The sequence below is a fragment of the Georgenia sp. SUBG003 genome, assembly GCF_000715355.2.
Taxonomy (GTDB): Bacteria; Actinomycetota; Actinomycetes; order Actinomycetales; family Actinomycetaceae; genus Georgenia.
Genome location: NZ_CP180204.1, coordinates 3,812,170 through 3,825,474, shown reverse-complemented (window position 1 = coordinate 3,825,474; position 13,305 = coordinate 3,812,170). Strand labels below are relative to the sequence as shown.

Annotated in this window: 20 protein-coding genes, 1 tRNA gene and 5 pseudogenes; 14 read left to right on the top strand and 12 right to left on the bottom strand. The window is 75.6% G+C overall.

Annotated elements, in window-relative coordinates; genetic code table 11:
• Positions 1–520: 520 nt before the first annotated feature.
• The 3 genes and pseudogenes from DA06_RS20265 to DA06_RS20255 all read right to left on the bottom strand — a co-directional run.
• Positions 521–610, bottom strand: a pseudogene (locus DA06_RS20265) (hypothetical protein); the annotation flags it as partial.
• Between the two features lie 404 nt (positions 611–1,014).
• Complete coding sequence (locus tag DA06_RS20260; protein ID WP_418605870.1) at positions 1,015–1,386, bottom strand: hypothetical protein; 372 nt, start codon at positions 1,384–1,386, stop codon at positions 1,015–1,017.
• Positions 1,383–1,712: a hypothetical protein gene (locus DA06_RS20255; RefSeq protein ID WP_043503767.1), complete on the bottom strand. Its 330-nt coding sequence runs from the start codon at positions 1,710–1,712 to the stop codon at positions 1,383–1,385. Before DA06_RS20255 ends, DA06_RS20260 begins: the two co-directional genes overlap by 4 nt.
• Positions 1,713–1,733: 21 nt before the next feature.
• Here DA06_RS20255 and DA06_RS20250 point away from each other — a divergent pair, with 21 nt between their 5' ends.
• Complete coding sequence (locus DA06_RS20250; RefSeq protein ID WP_043503766.1) at positions 1,734–2,090, top strand: MGMT family protein; 357 nt, start codon at positions 1,734–1,736, stop codon at positions 2,088–2,090.
• A 292-nt stretch (positions 2,091–2,382) separates the two neighbouring features.
• Here the strand turns inward: DA06_RS20250 and DA06_RS20245 are convergent, their stop codons facing one another.
• Positions 2,383–3,015 (bottom strand): hypothetical protein, encoded by a 633-nt coding sequence (locus DA06_RS20245; protein ID WP_418605868.1) that lies wholly within the window; start codon positions 3,013–3,015, stop codon positions 2,383–2,385.
• On the opposite strand from DA06_RS20245, the pseudogene DA06_RS20240 reads away from it, so the two are divergent.
• The 4 genes and pseudogenes from DA06_RS20240 to DA06_RS20225 form a co-directional block, all read left to right on the top strand.
• Positions 2,947–3,198 (top strand): annotated as a pseudogene (locus DA06_RS20240) (amidohydrolase family protein); the annotation flags it as partial. The gene DA06_RS20245 and the pseudogene DA06_RS20240 sit on opposite strands and share 69 nt — an antisense overlap.
• Positions 3,150–3,467: a hypothetical protein gene (locus DA06_RS20235; protein WP_418605867.1), complete on the top strand. Its 318-nt coding sequence runs from the start codon at positions 3,150–3,152 to the stop codon at positions 3,465–3,467. The pseudogene DA06_RS20240 and the gene DA06_RS20235, both read left to right, overlap by 49 nt.
• Before the next feature lie 150 nt (positions 3,468–3,617).
• Entirely contained in the window at positions 3,618–4,427 is an 810-nt protein-coding gene (locus DA06_RS20230) for a PhzF family phenazine biosynthesis protein (RefSeq protein WP_052437024.1), read from the top strand.
• Positions 4,424–4,573, top strand: a complete 150-nt coding sequence (locus tag DA06_RS20225) for a hypothetical protein (protein ID WP_418605865.1) — start codon at positions 4,424–4,426, stop codon at positions 4,571–4,573. The genes DA06_RS20230 and DA06_RS20225 overlap by 4 nt, the downstream gene beginning before the upstream one ends.
• A 49-nt stretch (positions 4,574–4,622) precedes the next feature.
• On the opposite strand, the gene DA06_RS20220 is transcribed toward DA06_RS20225, so the two are convergent.
• On the bottom strand, positions 4,623–4,943 hold the full coding sequence (locus DA06_RS20220) for an ATP-binding cassette domain-containing protein (protein ID WP_418605864.1): 321 nt from the start codon (positions 4,941–4,943) through the stop codon (positions 4,623–4,625).
• A 121-nt stretch (positions 4,944–5,064) separates the two neighbouring features.
• Complete coding sequence (locus DA06_RS20215; protein ID WP_418605863.1) at positions 5,065–5,490, bottom strand: anti-sigma factor domain-containing protein; 426 nt, start codon at positions 5,488–5,490, stop codon at positions 5,065–5,067.
• A gap of 55 nt (positions 5,491–5,545) precedes the next feature.
• On the opposite strand from DA06_RS20215, the gene DA06_RS20210 reads away from it, so the two are divergent.
• Complete coding sequence (locus tag DA06_RS20210; protein WP_418605862.1) at positions 5,546–5,764, top strand: hypothetical protein; 219 nt, start codon at positions 5,546–5,548, stop codon at positions 5,762–5,764.
• Between the two features lie 52 nt (positions 5,765–5,816).
• Here the strand turns inward: DA06_RS20210 and dapB are convergent, their stop codons facing one another.
• The gene (dapB, locus tag DA06_RS20205) at positions 5,817–6,584 is read right to left on the bottom strand and encodes a 4-hydroxy-tetrahydrodipicolinate reductase (protein WP_043503742.1); all 768 of its coding nucleotides are present in this window, start codon (positions 6,582–6,584) and stop codon (positions 5,817–5,819) included.
• 166 nt (positions 6,585–6,750) lie between these two features.
• Here dapB and DA06_RS20200 point away from each other — a divergent pair, with 166 nt between their 5' ends.
• Entirely contained in the window at positions 6,751–7,014 is a 264-nt protein-coding gene (locus DA06_RS20200) for a hypothetical protein (RefSeq protein ID WP_418605861.1), read from the top strand.
• A gap of 9 nt (positions 7,015–7,023) precedes the next feature.
• On the opposite strand, the gene DA06_RS20195 is transcribed toward DA06_RS20200, so the two are convergent.
• Positions 7,024–7,434: a hypothetical protein gene (locus DA06_RS20195; protein ID WP_043503738.1), complete on the bottom strand. Its 411-nt coding sequence runs from the start codon at positions 7,432–7,434 to the stop codon at positions 7,024–7,026.
• 41 nt (positions 7,435–7,475) lie between these two features.
• On the bottom strand, positions 7,476–8,495 hold the full coding sequence (locus DA06_RS20190; protein WP_418605859.1) for an ABC transporter ATP-binding protein: 1,020 nt from the start codon (positions 8,493–8,495) through the stop codon (positions 7,476–7,478).
• Positions 8,496–8,595: 100 nt separating this feature from the next.
• Here DA06_RS20190 and DA06_RS20185 point away from each other — a divergent pair.
• Together DA06_RS20185 and DA06_RS20180 are read left to right on the top strand one after the other, a co-directional pair.
• Positions 8,596–8,805, top strand: a pseudogene (locus DA06_RS20185) (hypothetical protein); the annotation flags it as partial.
• Positions 8,806–9,103: 298 nt separating this feature from the next.
• Positions 9,104–9,217, top strand: a pseudogene (locus DA06_RS20180) (rubrerythrin family protein); the annotation flags it as partial.
• Positions 9,218–9,734: 517 nt separating this feature from the next.
• On the opposite strand, the gene DA06_RS20175 reads toward DA06_RS20180, so the two are convergent.
• From DA06_RS20175 to DA06_RS20165, 3 genes and pseudogenes are all read right to left on the bottom strand, one after another.
• A complete protein-coding gene (locus tag DA06_RS20175) occupies positions 9,735–10,079 on the bottom strand; it encodes an MFS transporter (protein WP_418608119.1) in 345 nt (114 codons plus the stop codon).
• A 96-nt stretch (positions 10,080–10,175) separates the two neighbouring features.
• Positions 10,176–10,565 carry a hypothetical protein gene (locus DA06_RS20170; RefSeq protein WP_052437022.1) on the bottom strand — a complete coding sequence of 130 codons (390 nt, stop codon included), beginning with the start codon at positions 10,563–10,565 and terminating at the stop codon, positions 10,176–10,178.
• Positions 10,566–10,674: 109 nt separating this feature from the next.
• A pseudogene (locus DA06_RS20165) lies at positions 10,675–10,956 on the bottom strand (DUF4350 domain-containing protein); the annotation flags it as partial.
• Between the two features lie 37 nt (positions 10,957–10,993).
• Between DA06_RS20165 and DA06_RS20160 the strand changes: the two are divergent.
• The 5 genes from DA06_RS20160 (at position 10,994) to rpsR (ending at position 13,288) form a co-directional block, all read left to right on the top strand.
• Positions 10,994–11,077 (top strand) — tRNA-Leu (locus DA06_RS20160).
• A gap of 104 nt (positions 11,078–11,181) precedes the next feature.
• Positions 11,182–11,628 (top strand): hypothetical protein, encoded by a 447-nt coding sequence (locus tag DA06_RS20155; RefSeq protein ID WP_418605858.1) that lies wholly within the window; start codon positions 11,182–11,184, stop codon positions 11,626–11,628.
• 459 nt (positions 11,629–12,087) lie between these two features.
• The gene (gene rpsF, locus DA06_RS20150) at positions 12,088–12,375 is read left to right on the top strand and encodes a 30S ribosomal protein S6 (protein ID WP_043503720.1); all 288 of its coding nucleotides are present in this window, start codon (positions 12,088–12,090) and stop codon (positions 12,373–12,375) included.
• Positions 12,376–12,417: 42 nt separating this feature from the next.
• Positions 12,418–12,990 carry a single-stranded DNA-binding protein gene (locus DA06_RS20145; protein ID WP_043503718.1) on the top strand — a complete coding sequence of 191 codons (573 nt, stop codon included), beginning with the start codon at positions 12,418–12,420 and terminating at the stop codon, positions 12,988–12,990.
• Positions 12,991–13,051: 61 nt separating this feature from the next.
• Positions 13,052–13,288, top strand: a complete 237-nt coding sequence (rpsR, locus tag DA06_RS20140) for a 30S ribosomal protein S18 (protein WP_043503716.1) — start codon at positions 13,052–13,054, stop codon at positions 13,286–13,288.
• Positions 13,289–13,305 lie beyond the last annotated feature (17 nt).

The following is a 13,305-nucleotide window of genomic DNA, read 5'->3' as shown; positions in this document are numbered from 1 at the left end:
GTAGATCGTGCGCCCGCGCCGCACGGCCAGGGTGTCGGTGCCGTCGCCGTCCCAGTCGCCGACGAACGTCTCGTCGTTGACGCGGCCGTAGGGGAGGGCGCAGCGGCCGAGGGCGTAGAGGTTCCCGCGGCGCCAGATCACGGCGTCGCGGCCGCTGCCTGTGAAGTCGCCGGTGTAGACACGGTCGTAGTGGTTGCCGACGACGACGGAGGCGTCGTGGGTGGGGTCCCAGCCGTTGTTGAGCAGGTAGGTCTTGCCGGTCGGGCCGTCGGTGGCGCCTGCGCAGCGCGTCGCTGGGGCGCCGGATCCAGCCGGGCCGCTCGACGGCGCCGTGCACGCCCTCGAGGAGGTCGAGATGGCGGGCGGGGTCGAGCCGGTCGAGCTCGACGACGAGGTCGTCGGCCCCGGGGACGTCGCGCAGCCTGGCGCCCCGCCCGATCCTGGCGGTGGCGTGCTGGGTGGCGACACCGTAGCCGTAACGGCCGTAGATCCCGGTCTCGGCGGCGTAGAGCGCGGAGAGGACCTCCCCGCGGGCGAGCGAGCGCGCCAGGTGGGACGTGACCATCGCGCGGGCGAGCCCGCGCCGCCGGTGCGCGGGGTGGACGCCCACCCAGGTCAGTCCCGCGGTCGGGGAGACGGGCGCCGCCGGGGACGGGCAGCTCGAAGGCGAACGAGGAGTGGATCGCGGCGAGGCGGGCCGCGGAGGGATCACGTTCGTCCCACACGCCCACGGTGCGGCCGGGCTCGAGCTCCCAGACGGCCACCGCCTCGTCCTCGGGCGAGAGCTCGTAGGCGAACGCCCACCGGTCGAGGTCGATCACGGCGGCGCGGTCCGCGACGTCGTCGAGCTCGGCGAGGCGGTAGCCGGCCGGCAGGGCCGGCGTCCCGGGTCCGTCCACGGCGTCGGCGGAGGTCACGGGGGCGTCGCCGGGGGAGGTGACCGTCGCGGCCACGGAGTCAGTCATCGGGCCAGCGTGACAGGGATGCCCCGGCGCTGACGAGGGTTTTTCCGGGTCAGCGGGTCACGGTGGCGGTGCGCGCGGCGAGGACGACGGCGAGGGGCACGAGGACGACGACGGTCGCCGGCACCGCCGCCAGCAGCACCACGGCGGCGGCCACGAGGAGACCCTGGACGAGCCACCGGCGCAGCTCACCGGGACTGTCGGCGCCGCGCTCGGCCACCGCACGGGCGCGGGCGTTCTCGCCGGCCTCGCCGGGCGTGAGGAGCACGGCCCGCCAGGTCCGGGCGCGCGCCAGCGCTGCGCCGGCCCCGGCGGCGAGCCACGTGGCCCCGGCCACGAGCGCACCGGTCCAGCTGCCGGCGAGCAGGGCGACCGCGAGGGCCGCGGGCGGGGTCAGGGCCGCGGAGGCGAGCGCAGCGGTCACCACGCACGTGCGGCGGACGTCCGACGGCGCGCGGCACCCGCCACGACGAGCGCCAGGACGGTCACGACGAGCCAGCCCACGGCGGTCAGTCCCGCGGCGGCCAGTGCGTGGGCGGGGCCTTCGACGACGGAGGCCAGGAGCACCGTCACGACCAGCGCCACGGCCGCGATCGACGCCATCCGGACCGCCCGCGCACGCGCCCGGGCCCGGGAGGACTCCACCAGCGCCCTGACGTCGAGGTGCTCGTGCGGGACGGAGTCGTCGCAGTGCTCGCACCGGGAGGAGTGGGCGGTGGGCTCGGGGACGTCGGTGGTGTGCGCGGTCATCGTGCTTGCGATGATACGGGGGTGAACCAGGACCGGACGGAGCTCGCGGAGCTCGTGCTCGACGTCGCCGACCAGGTGCCGCGCGGGGCGGTGACCACGTACGGCCTCGTCGCCGAGGCCGTCCGTGCCGTCACGGGGCACGGGCACCCGCGCCATGTGGGATCCGTCATGGCCGCCTTCGGCGCCGAGGTGCCGTGGTGGCGCGTGGTCCGCGCCGACGGCACCCTGCCCCGGCAGCTCCGCGAGCGTGCGCTGGAGCACTACCGCGACGAGGGCACCCCCCTGACGCCGCTCGTCCCCGTCCGCGTCGACCTCGAGCGTGCCCTCTGGGACGCGCCGTCGCGGTGGAGGGCGCCCGTGGCAGGTCCGCGTGCCTGAGGGCCACACCGTCCACCGGCTCGCTCACGCCTTCCTGGAGCTCTTCGGCGGCCGCCGGCTCTCCGTCGCCTCGCCCCAGGGCCGGTTCGCCGCCGGGGCCGCCCTCCTCGACGATCACGTGCTCACCGCCACCGAGGCCCACGGCAAGCAGCTGTTCCTCGGCTTCTCGCCCGGCGCCGCCCGCGCCGCCACCGACGGCACGCCCACGGACGCGGACCGCGCCGCCTCCGACAGCGCCGCCGCGCGGGCGCGCCGACGTCGTCGTGCGCTGGCACGACGCCTGAGAGCCCGGTCAGCGGGCCTGCGGCCGCCCGCGGCGGGAGTTCCTGGCGACGACGGCGAGGCACAGCGCGGCGAGCAGCGTGAGGGCGGCCAGCATCGCGACGTAGTCGAACCATCCCGCCAGCGCGGCCATCACCGTGGGCGCGAGGAAACCGAGGTAGCCGAGCGAGTAGAAGACCCCGGTCAGAGCGCCGAGGTCGCCGGGACCGGCGATGCGCTGCACCTCCTGCAGGCCCGAGACGATGTTGAGCCCGTAGGAGGCGCCGAGCACCACCGAGCCGACCATGCCCAGCCAGGGGCTGAGGCTCAGCGCCGTCAGCGTCGTCAGGACCAGCCCCAGCACCACCACGGCGAGCGCGACGAGCAGCGCGCGGGCCCTGCCCGGGTCGTCCAGGCGCCGGGCGAGGGGCTGCACCGCCAGCCCCGCGCCGAAGGTCAGCGCGATCAGCAGGGTGGCGTACGCGAGGTCGTGCCCGGCGACGGCCGCCGAGAGGAGGAGCGGGACGACGGCGATCGAGACCGCGTTGACGCCGAACACCCAGGGGGCCGCCGGCGGGTCGTCGAGCACGCGCAGCTGCTCGCCCCGGACCAGCCCGCCCGGTTCGCCCGGCTCGGCGTGGTGGCCAGCGTGCAGCCGGCGCACCTGCTCGACGACCGGGACGTCTCCGAGCGGTCCTGGCCGGGCAGCGGCGGGCGGAGCTTCCCGCTGCGCTCCCTGGTCGACGCCGGCGCACGCCTCGCGTTCGGCTCCGACGCCCCGGTGGCGCGGCTGGACCCGTGGCTCGCGATGGCCGCGGCCGTGCACCGCAGCGGCGACGACCGCGCGCCCTGGCACCCCGAGCAGCAGCTCACCGTTGCGGAGGCGCTGGCGTCCTCGACCGACGGCGTGGGCACGCTGCGCCCGGGGGGCACGGGGGCGACGTCGTCCTCCTCGACGCCGACCCGCTGGCAGGGCCGCACGAGCACGCCCGGGAGCCGGGTGCCTCCGGCCCGGCCGGCGGCGACGTCGTGCCGTCGGCGGGGGTGGCCACGCACCTGCGGTCGATGCCGGTCGCCGCGACCTTCGTGGCGGGGCGCTCGACGCATCCGCTCTGACCGCGTGCGGGCTAGCCGCGCCGGCGCCCTCTCGGGACGCCCGGGCGGCCCCCGCCGGCGGATGCCTCTCGCCCGCGGCGGGCGGCGTGGCCGCTACCGTGGGGCGCGTGAACGAACGCCGCTTCTCCCAGGTCGACGTCTTCTCCCCCCGTGCCCTTCGCCGGCAACCCGGTGGCGGTGGTGGTCGACGGCGACGGCCTCTCCGACGAGGACATGCAGCGCTTCGCCACGTGGACCAACCTCTCCGAGACGACGTTCCTGCTCCCGCCCACCACCGACGAGGCCGACTACCGGGTCCGGATCTTCACCACCGAGGGTGAGCTGCCGTTCGCCGGGCACCCCACGATCGGCTCCGCGCACGCCTGGCTCGAGGCGGGCGGAACCCCGCGCACGCCGGGCCGGCTGGTGCAGGAGTGCGCCCAGGGCCTGGTGCCGCTGCGTCAGTCGGACGGCCGGTGGGCGTTCGCCGGCCCCGGGCTCACCAGGTACGAGCCTCCGTCGCCGGAGGAGCTGGGCCGCGCCACCCGTGGCCTCGGCCTGACCCCCGACGACGTGCTCGACGCCTCGTGGCTCGTCAACGGCCCCGAGTGGCTCGCGGTCCGCGTGGCCACGGCCGACGTCGTGCTCGCCCTCCGCCCGCGGCACGCCGAGCTCGGCGACCTCTTCGTCGGCGTGGTCGGACCGCACCCCGCCGACGACGGCGCACCCGGCGAGGACGACCGGCCCACCTTCGAGGTGCGTGCCGTCATGGGGACCGGCGCCGAGGACCCGGTCACCGGCAGCCTCAACGCGGGCCTCGCCCGCTGGCTGCGCGACACCGGGATCGCCCCCGCGTCCTACGTGGCGGCTCAGGGCACGGTGCAGGGCCGGGCCGGCCGCGTGCACGTGAGCGAGGAGGACGGCCGGATCTGGGTGGCGGGCGACGCCGTCACCGGCGTGAGCGGGACGGTGCGGCTGTGAACGGGCTGCCGCGCGAGCTGCGTGACGCCGGCGAGGACCTCCCGCAGCGGCACCGGCGACCCGTGTGGCACCGCGTCCTGGCGGCCGTGGTGGTCGCGGCGATGCTGCTCTCGGTCCTCTTCTACTCGGCCGCGGCCGTCCTGTAGAGCGGCGCCGCCCACGGCCCGCAGACCCTGCCGCCGCTGCGCGCGCGGCTCAGATGGCCATCGCGGCCCGCACCCGCCCCGGCCGCGGCCGTTCCGCCGTCGCCCGTCTCGACGACCCGGCCGGCGGCGAGCACGGCGTACGTCCGCGCGGCCGACACGGCGAAGCCACGTGCTGCTCGACGAGCAGCACCGCCATCTCCGTGGCGGCGAGCTCGAGGATCGCGGCCTCGATCTCGGCGACGACGGACGGCTGGATGCCCTCCGTCGGCTCGTCGAGGACCAGCACCCGCGGGCCGGTGATCAGGGCCCGGGCGATCGCCAGCTGCTGGCGCTGCCCGCCGGAGAGCAGCCCGGCCCGCCGGCCCAGCACGGCCGCTGGTCCCCGGCCCGCCCGTGCGGGAGCCCTGAGCGGGGCGGAACCCCCGACCCGGGGCGGAGCGGTGCCCCGGGCCACCCGCCCCTCGCTCCGGCGGCCGCCGTCACGACACCCCTCAGGCCAGCCGGCCCCGGACGATGCTGTCGCCGCTGTGCGCGGGGTCGCCGTCGTAGGGCTCGTCCGAGACGTCGACCACCGGGTACTCCGTCAGGTCCAGGTCCGCGGGGAGCTCGAAGGTGCCCGAGGCGCCGGTGAGCACGCCCAGGCTCACGAGCCGCTGGGCGTCCGCGTCCAGGAGCCAGACCTCCAGGAAGCCCGTCGGCCCCGCGTCGTCGAGCCGGAGGTCGAGGACCCGGCGGCCGTCCGCCTCGTGCACGGACGCCGTACCGGTCGCGTCCCGGCCCGGAAGAGGGTCGAGCGCTGCGCTGGCCACCACGGGGCCCTGCGGCTCGCTCTCGGTGAGGTTGAGGGCCAGCACGGTGCCGCCGACGCCGGCGAGGAAGCTCGCCGCCGCGACCCACGCGGTGCGCCGTCGCCACACCGGCCCGCGGCCGGGGGCGGAAGGAGCCGCCGCGACCGGAGTGCCCGGTTCCGCCGTGACCGGGGTCCCCTGCTCCGCCGCGACCGGCGCCCCCTGCTCCGCGGACCTGCTCCGCGAGCAGGGCGCCACCCGGGTGCAGGTGTGGACGGTGCAGGCCGACGAGTCCCGGACGAGGTTCCTGAGCCAGGCGGGGTTCGCCCCGGCCGGCCTGCGCCGCTCGCTGGACGTGGGCGGCGAGGAGGTCGTCGAGATCTGCTGGTACGCCGAGCTGTAGCCCGGCGCCTCGCCCGCCCGGGCGGCTCCGGGCCCGGCACGACCCGGGTGCGTCAGCCCAGGTCGAGCACCTGGTCGAGACCGAGGGTGAGCCCCGGCCGGCGGACCACCTCGCGCACCGCGAGCAGCACGCCGGGCATGAAGCTCGAGCGGTCGAACGAGTCCGTGCGGATGGTCAGCTGCTCGCCGGGGTTGCCCAGCAGGATCTCCTCGTGGGCCACGAGTCCGCGCAGCCGCACCGCGTGCACGTGCACGCCGTCGACCACGGCGCCGCGGGCACCGTCGACCTGCTTCTCGGTGGCGTCCGGCACGGCCCCGAGCCCGGCCTCGGCCCGGGCGGCCGCGATGTGGCGCGCGGTGGTCAGCGCCGTGCCGGAGGGCGCGTCGACCTTGTCCGGGTGGTGCAGCTCGACCACCTCCACCGACTCGAAGAAGCGGGCGGCCCGCTGGGCGAACGTCATGGCCAGGACGGCCGAGAGGGCGAAGTTCGGGGCGATCAGCACGCCGAGGCCCTGCTCCCGGCCGGCGTTGACGCGGTCGAGGTGCTGGCGGACCCGGCCCAGCGACTCGTCCGTCCAGCCGGTGGTGCCGACGACGGCGTGGAGGCCGGCGTCGAGGAGGTCGTGGACGTTGCCCTCCGTGGCGGAGGGCACGGTGAAGTCGACGCCGACGCTCGCGCCCGAGGCCTCCAGGGCCGCGACGTCGTCGTCCTCCCCGAGCCGGGCCACCAGGTCCAGGTCCGCCGCGCCGTCGACGGCCTCGCAGACCGCGCGTCCCATGCGCCCGGAGGCGCCGATCACTGCCACACCGAGGTTCGTCACGCCGGGCAGCCTAGTTGCGCGGCGGGGTCGGCGGCGCGCCCGCGCAGCATCCGGGCGGGCCACCTCACCGGTGGCCGCCACCTCACCGGTGGCCGCCGTAGCCTCGGGTAGCCTCACGCCCTGCACCACCTCCCGAGCGGTGACGGGACCCGGTGAACGGAGAGCGATGAGAGAGACAGCAGACGTCGTCGAGCTGCCGACCCCGCACGGCCCCGCTCGCGCGCACCTCTCGGTGCCCGCCTCGCCGCGGGCGGCCCTGATGCTCGGCCACGGCGCCCCGCCGGCCGCTGGCACGCGGTCACCTCCGCCGAGACGCCGGACGACCCCGGCGAGAGACCTGCCCGATGCCCCGGAGGGTGCGCCGTCGGCCCGTCCCGGGGGCTGGTCGGGGCTGTCGCTCTCCGACTGGCGCCGGCCGGGCCGGGGCTGAGCGGGAGGGCTACCCCTGCCGCGTCCTCTCGAGCACCTGCCGCATCCGGTCGTCGAGCGAGCGTTCCAGCTGCGCGACGCAGGAGTCCTTCGCCTGCTGCGTGATCGCCCCCGCCATGCACTCCGAGTAGGCGCCGTACTCGCGCCAGAGCACCACCTGCCCGGACGCGGCCAGGCTCATGAACGCCGCCAGGATCAGCCCGACGACGAGCACCGGCGTCACGGACCCGCGCACCTTCGCGGCGCGCACCTTCACGAGTGCGACGATCCCCACGGTCAGGGCCGCGAGGCACAGGAGCCCGGGCAGCAGCAGCCACGGCCAGGGCAGGGCGACCAGGCCGAGCCCGAGCGCGACCACGAGGGTGAGGCCGAACAGGCGCACCCACCGCAGCGCGTCCGCCCGGGCGGCTTCGCCCGTCACGGGTCCACCGGGCCCGCCGCCGGAGGATGGTCGTGGACGCGTCAGCCGGTCGCCATCGGCAGATCCGAGGGAGGGCGGACGACGGCGCCCGGGCCACTCGCGGCACCGGCCCGGCCGTCGTCGACCGGGCCCGTCACGCCCCGGCCCGTGGCTTCGCCTGGCAGGGCCGCGGCACCGCCGGACCTGCCGTGGAAGCGCCCGATCGGGACGACCATGGGCGAGCCGCACACCGGGTCGGCCAGGATTCTCGCCTCCAGGCCGAAGGCCTGGAGCACGAGCTCACGGGTGAGCACCTCGGCCGGCGCTCCCGTCGCCACGACCCGTCCGCCGGCCATGACCACGAGGTGGTCGGCGTAGCGGGCCGCCATGTTGAGGTCGTGCAGGACCATCACCACGGTCGTGCCGCGCTCCCGGTTCTGCTCGTGGAGCAGGTCGAGGACGTCGACCTGGTGCGTGACGTCGAGGAACGTCGTCGGCTCGTCGAGGAGCAGGATGTCCGGGTCCTGGGCGAGCGCCATCGCGATCCACACGCGCTGACGCTGGCCGCCGGAGAGCTCCTCGACCCGTCGCGCGGCCAGGTCGAGGGTCTCGGTCGCCTCGAGCGCGGAGCGGACGACGGCGTCGTCCTGGGACGTCCACTGACGGAACCAGCCCTGGTGCGGGTACCGGCCGCGGCCGACGAGGTCGGCCACCGTGATGCCCTCCGGGGCGGTCGCGGACTGCGGCAGGATGCCGATGGTGCGCGCCACCTCCTTGGCGGGACGGTCCTGCACGGCACGACCGTCGAGGACGACGGCGCCCGAGCGCGGGCGCAGCAGGCGCGAGAGACCGCGCAGCAGGGTCGACTTCCCGCACCCGTTGGCACCGACGATCGCGGTGATCCGGCCGGCGGGGACGTCCAGGTCGAGGTCGCGGACGACGAGGTCGCCGTCGTAGGCCAGGCAGAGCGACTCCGCCCGAAGCTCGTGCTCGGGCCTGCGCCCGTCGCGTCCCTCGCGCCCGGCGCTGCGCCCCGGGGCCGCGGTGCCGCGTGCTCCGTGCTCGGGTCTGCGTCCGCTCATGCGCCGCGTCCTTCCCGGTTGGCCGTGGCCAGGAGCCACAGCAGGTACGGGGCCCCGAGGACCCCGGTGACGATGCGACGGGCACCTGCAGGCCGAGCAGGTGCTGGCCCACGAGGTCCGCCCCGACGACGAGCGCGACCCCGACGAGCGCGGCGGGCACCAGGGCGAGCCCCGCCGTCGGGAGCAGGCGCCGCGCGATCGGCGCGGAGACGAACGCGGCGCCGCGCGCGAGGCGGGCGCCGACGTCGTCGTCGCCAACGTCCACTGGGGCGTCGAGTACACCCACTCCCCCGTCGACGAGCAGCTCCGGATCGCCGCCGAGCTTGCCCGCGGCGGCCAGGTCGACGTCCTCAGCAGCCACTCGCACCGTGCCGCAGCCGATCGACCGCCTGCCGGGGGCCCCGGGCGAGGGCATGTGGGTCGTCTACTCGATGGGGAACTTCCTCTCCAACCAGGACGAGGCGTGCTGCACCATGGAGACGGCCACCGGGATCATGACCACGGCGACGGTCCGGGTCGCCGCCGACGGGCCGGCCGCCGTCACGGCGCTCGACTGGGCCCCGGTCACGGTGGATCGTGCCGACAGCCGGCGCATCTACCCCCTGGACGTCCTCTCCGGCGCCCCGCCGCTGCGGCGCGCCCTGCGCCAGCTCGCCATCGGCTACGGCGCCGCCGCGGTCACGTACGTCCTCGGCCTGGCCTTCGGCACCACGATGGTCTGACCTCGGCCGTAGGCTGCGACGCACCCGTCGAGGCGCGGCGGAGACTGGGCGGGGGAGGCACGCCGCGCGAGGTCGCGGCGCGCTGCGACGTCGTCGTCACGGTGCTGCCGGACCTGCCCGAGCTCGCCGCCGTACTCGAGGGCGACGACGGACTGGTCGCCGGCCTCGCCCGGGCCCTCCCGTGGCTCGAGCTGCTCGGCACCGCCGTGCACCTCGGGCCGGTCGGCGCCGGCCAGGTGGCCAAGGCGTGCAACCAGCTCGTCGTCGCCGCGGCCCAAGGACCTCGCCTTCGCCGCGGCCCAAGGACCTCGCCTTCGCCGCGGCCGAGGCGGCGAGCACGGGCACCGCGGTCGAGCAGCTGCCCGTGCTGCAGCGCGTCTACGAGGCGATCACCGAGCGGGGCCTGGGCGACCTCGACAGCTCGGTGGTGCAGCGCTACGTGGACGAGCGCTCCACCTGACCGGGGGCGCGCAGGAGGTGAGCCGGCGGGTCCGCCGGCGCATGAGTACCCGGCGGGTCAGCGGGCCCGGTGCGCCACCAGCGTCTCCGGGGCCCGCGTCCAGACGAGGGCGGCGAGCACCGTGATGGCGCCGGTGAGGGCGAACGCTGCGCCGTAGCCGGCGTGGTCGACGAGGAGTCCGGCGAGAACCGGCCCCAGGATCTGGCCGGCGTCGCTGGACATCTGGAAGGTGGCGAGCACCGGTCCGGCCGTGCGTCCGCTGCCCACGACGTCGGCGACCGTCGCCTGCTGGGCGGGGTTGAGCATGCCCGCCCCCACGCCGGCCAGCACCGACACCACCAGCATGGGGACGAGATCGGTCGTGAGGGCGAGCGCCGCCGTGAGCACGCCGTTGACGAGCAGCCCGGCGACGAGCAGCGGCTTGCGCCCGCGCGTGTCCGAGGCCCGGCCGGCCGGGGTCGAGCGCGAGCGCGTTGCCGACGCGTACGGGGGGGTGGGTCACGATCGGTGAACCTCGCTTTCCAGGGCGTCGAGCATGGTGGACAGGGCGAGCAGGCCGCCGTCGTCGGAGGGGGACGGGCCGTAGAGGAGGTCGGAGACGTCCCCGGCCTCCCGGCCGGTGGCCCGGGCGACGGCGTCGGTCAGGGCGGCGGCGTCGGCCGAGCGGGGCACGCCCAGCGCACGGGCCATCCGGTTCGCCGCTCCCGCCCGGAGCGCCGCGGCGGCGTGGCCCTGGGCGGCGGAGCGCCGGTAGAGCCGGCCCCGCCCGCGGGTCGTCTCGGCCGAGCGCACCACGACCGGCATGACCTCGGTGACCACCCGCCCCAGTCCGCGCGCCTGCCCGAGAGCGAGGACGACGGCGGCCGCCAGGAGCATCCACAGGGTCATTCGGCACCGGCGTGGGGACCGCGGGGACCGGCTCCTCGACGGCGGTGCCGGTGTCGAGGGCGGAGGGCAGGTACCAGACCAGGTCCTCGTGGTGGCCGAGCATCCGCAGCGTCAGGGCCGCGTTGCCGTCCTCGGACAGGTACTCGTTGGTCATCAGCCGCGGGTCGGCGAGGTAGCGCACCGTCCGCCGCCCGTCGGACCAGACGGCGTAGGCCCCCGCGCCCTCGTCGTCCACCGGGAAGCAGACGACGACGTCGGCGCCCGGCTCGGCGGAGACCGAGCCGGAGGAGAACGAGATCCGGGACGCGGCGTCGGCGTCCGGGTCCGCGCAGCGCGCCTGGACCCGGTCGCCCGCGCCGGCACCACCGGGCACGAGGGGGACGCCCAGGCCGTCGAGGTTCGTGAAGGCGCGTTCGCTGTCCGAGCGAGCGCGAGTGGCGGAATAGGCAGACGCGCACGGTTCAGGTCCGTGTGCCCGAAAGGGCGTGGGGGTTCAACTCCCCCCTCGCGCACAGCAGAGAGTGGCGGGATCCCGGCGATGCTGGGGCCCGCCACTTTTTCATGCTCTGTTGTGGGTGAGTCTGTCGTCCTCACATGGCCGGAACTCTTGATCACCTTGGCCCTGTGGCCCTCGCACGACACCTCTCCGCTGCATGGCGTCTTCCGGTGCGTGATGGTCGCCGTCGCCGGGGTGGTGGTGCTGGTGGCGCTCGTGCCGCCCGCCCGGCGGCCACGGCTGCCGGGTCCGGTGCGGCAGTGGTCCCCCGGCCGGCGGGCGCGATTCGCCGGAGCCGACGACGGAGGAGCCGCCCGCCGAGGAGGAGCCGCCGGCCGAGGAGCCGCCCGCGGACGAGGAGCCGCCCGCGGAGGAGGAGCCGCCCGGCGAGGACCAGCCGGGCGCTCCGGAACCTCCCGGCAACGGCGGCGACAACGACGCCGCCGCGCGCTGGTGGGAGAGCTTGACCGGCACCAACAGCTGACCCTGGCGGCCCCTGGCGGTTCGCGCAGGGAGGTGCCCGCGCCGCCCGCCAGTGCCCGCACGGCCCGAGCACGCCCCGCCTGACGGTGCTCGTGCCGCCCGACGGTGCCGCACGGCCTGCGCCCGACAACGGTGAGGATTCGATGCCCATGAGGCATCAAATCCTCACCGTTGTCGCGTCTGCACCCGCCGCCGGGTTGTCGGGTTGCCTCGGGTCCGAGGCGGCGGAGCGGGTTGCCGTGTCGGAGCGTCCGGTCGCGCCGGGGAGCCTCAGTCGCGCGCTCGCCTGGAGGTACAGGTCGACGGGGCCCGCAGGGCTTGGGTCCGGGCGAAGTCCCGCTGCGCCGTCGTCCACAGGCGTGACGCCGCCCCACAGGGGTGTGACGAGGTTCGCGGTCCGCCCGGCGGCGCCGCTACGGTAAGGTTGTCCGTTGGTCCCCAACGCCCGCGCACCCGTGCTGGCGTGCGGGACCGAAGCACGCATCAACCCTCCTGTCACGGAGAGACCGTGACCGCCTAGTCCAGAGGAGGTGGGTACCAAGCATGCGCCAGTACGAACTGATGATTATCCTCGACCCGGAGGTCGACGAGCGTACGGTCGCCCCGTCGCTCGACAAGCTGCTCGCGGTCGTCAAGACCGGCGGCACCGTCGACAACGTCGACATCTGGGGCAAGCGTCGCCTTGCCTACGACATCAAGAAGCGTTCCGAGGGCATCTACGCCGTGGTCAACATGACCACGACGCCGGACGTCGCCCAGGAGCTCGACCGCCAGCTCGGCCTGAACGAGGCCGTCCTGCGCACCAAGCTCATCCGCCCGGACGCTCACTGAGCACTCGCTCGGTGAGCCCCTTCTGACCCAGGGAGCACACGCATGGCAGGCGAGACCGTCATCACCGTCGTCGGGAACCTGACGGCGGACCCCGAGCTGCGTTTCACCCCGTCGGGGGCGGCCGTGGCCAGCTTCACCGTGGCGTCCACGCCGCGCACCTTCGACCGCCAGGCCAACGAGTGGAAGGACGGGGAGACCCTGTTCATGCGCTGCTCGATCTGGCGCGAGGCCGCGGAGAACGTCGCCGAGTCGCTGACCAAGGGCACCCGCGTGATCGTGCAGGGACGGCTCGTGCAGCGGTCCTTCGAGACCCGTGAGGGCGAGAAGCGCACGGTCGTGGAGATGCAGGTCGACGAGGTCGGTCCTTCCATGCGTTACGCCACGGCCAAGGTCACGCGGTCGCAGCGCGGTGGCGGCGGCTTCGGCGGCGGCTCCGGCGGTCAGGGCGGCTACGGAGGTGGCCAGGGCGGCTACGCCGGGGCCGGCGTCCAGCAGGGCGGCGGGTACGGCGGCGGCCAGCAGGGTGGCGGCTACAACGCTCCCGGCGGCGGCCAGGCCGACGACCCCTGGGCCACGGGCGGCTCGAGCGCGTTCAACGACGAGCCCCCCTTCTAAGTCAGACCTTCGGGAGTGGCGCACGGCGCCCCCGCCCGCGATACATCGAGGAGCATCAACTATGGCGAAGCCCGTTCTTCGCAAGCCCAAGAAGAAGGCCAACCCGCTCAAGTCGGCCAAGATCGAGAACGTCGACTACAAGGACACCGCGCTGCTTCGGAAGTTCATCTCCGACCGCGGCAAGATCCGCGCCCGTCGCGTGACCGGCGTGTCCGTCCAGGAGCAGCGACTCATCGCCAAGGCCGTCAAGAACGCCCGCGAGATGGCCCTGCTGCCGTACTCGAGCTCGGCTCGCTGAGGCAAGGGAGGCACATC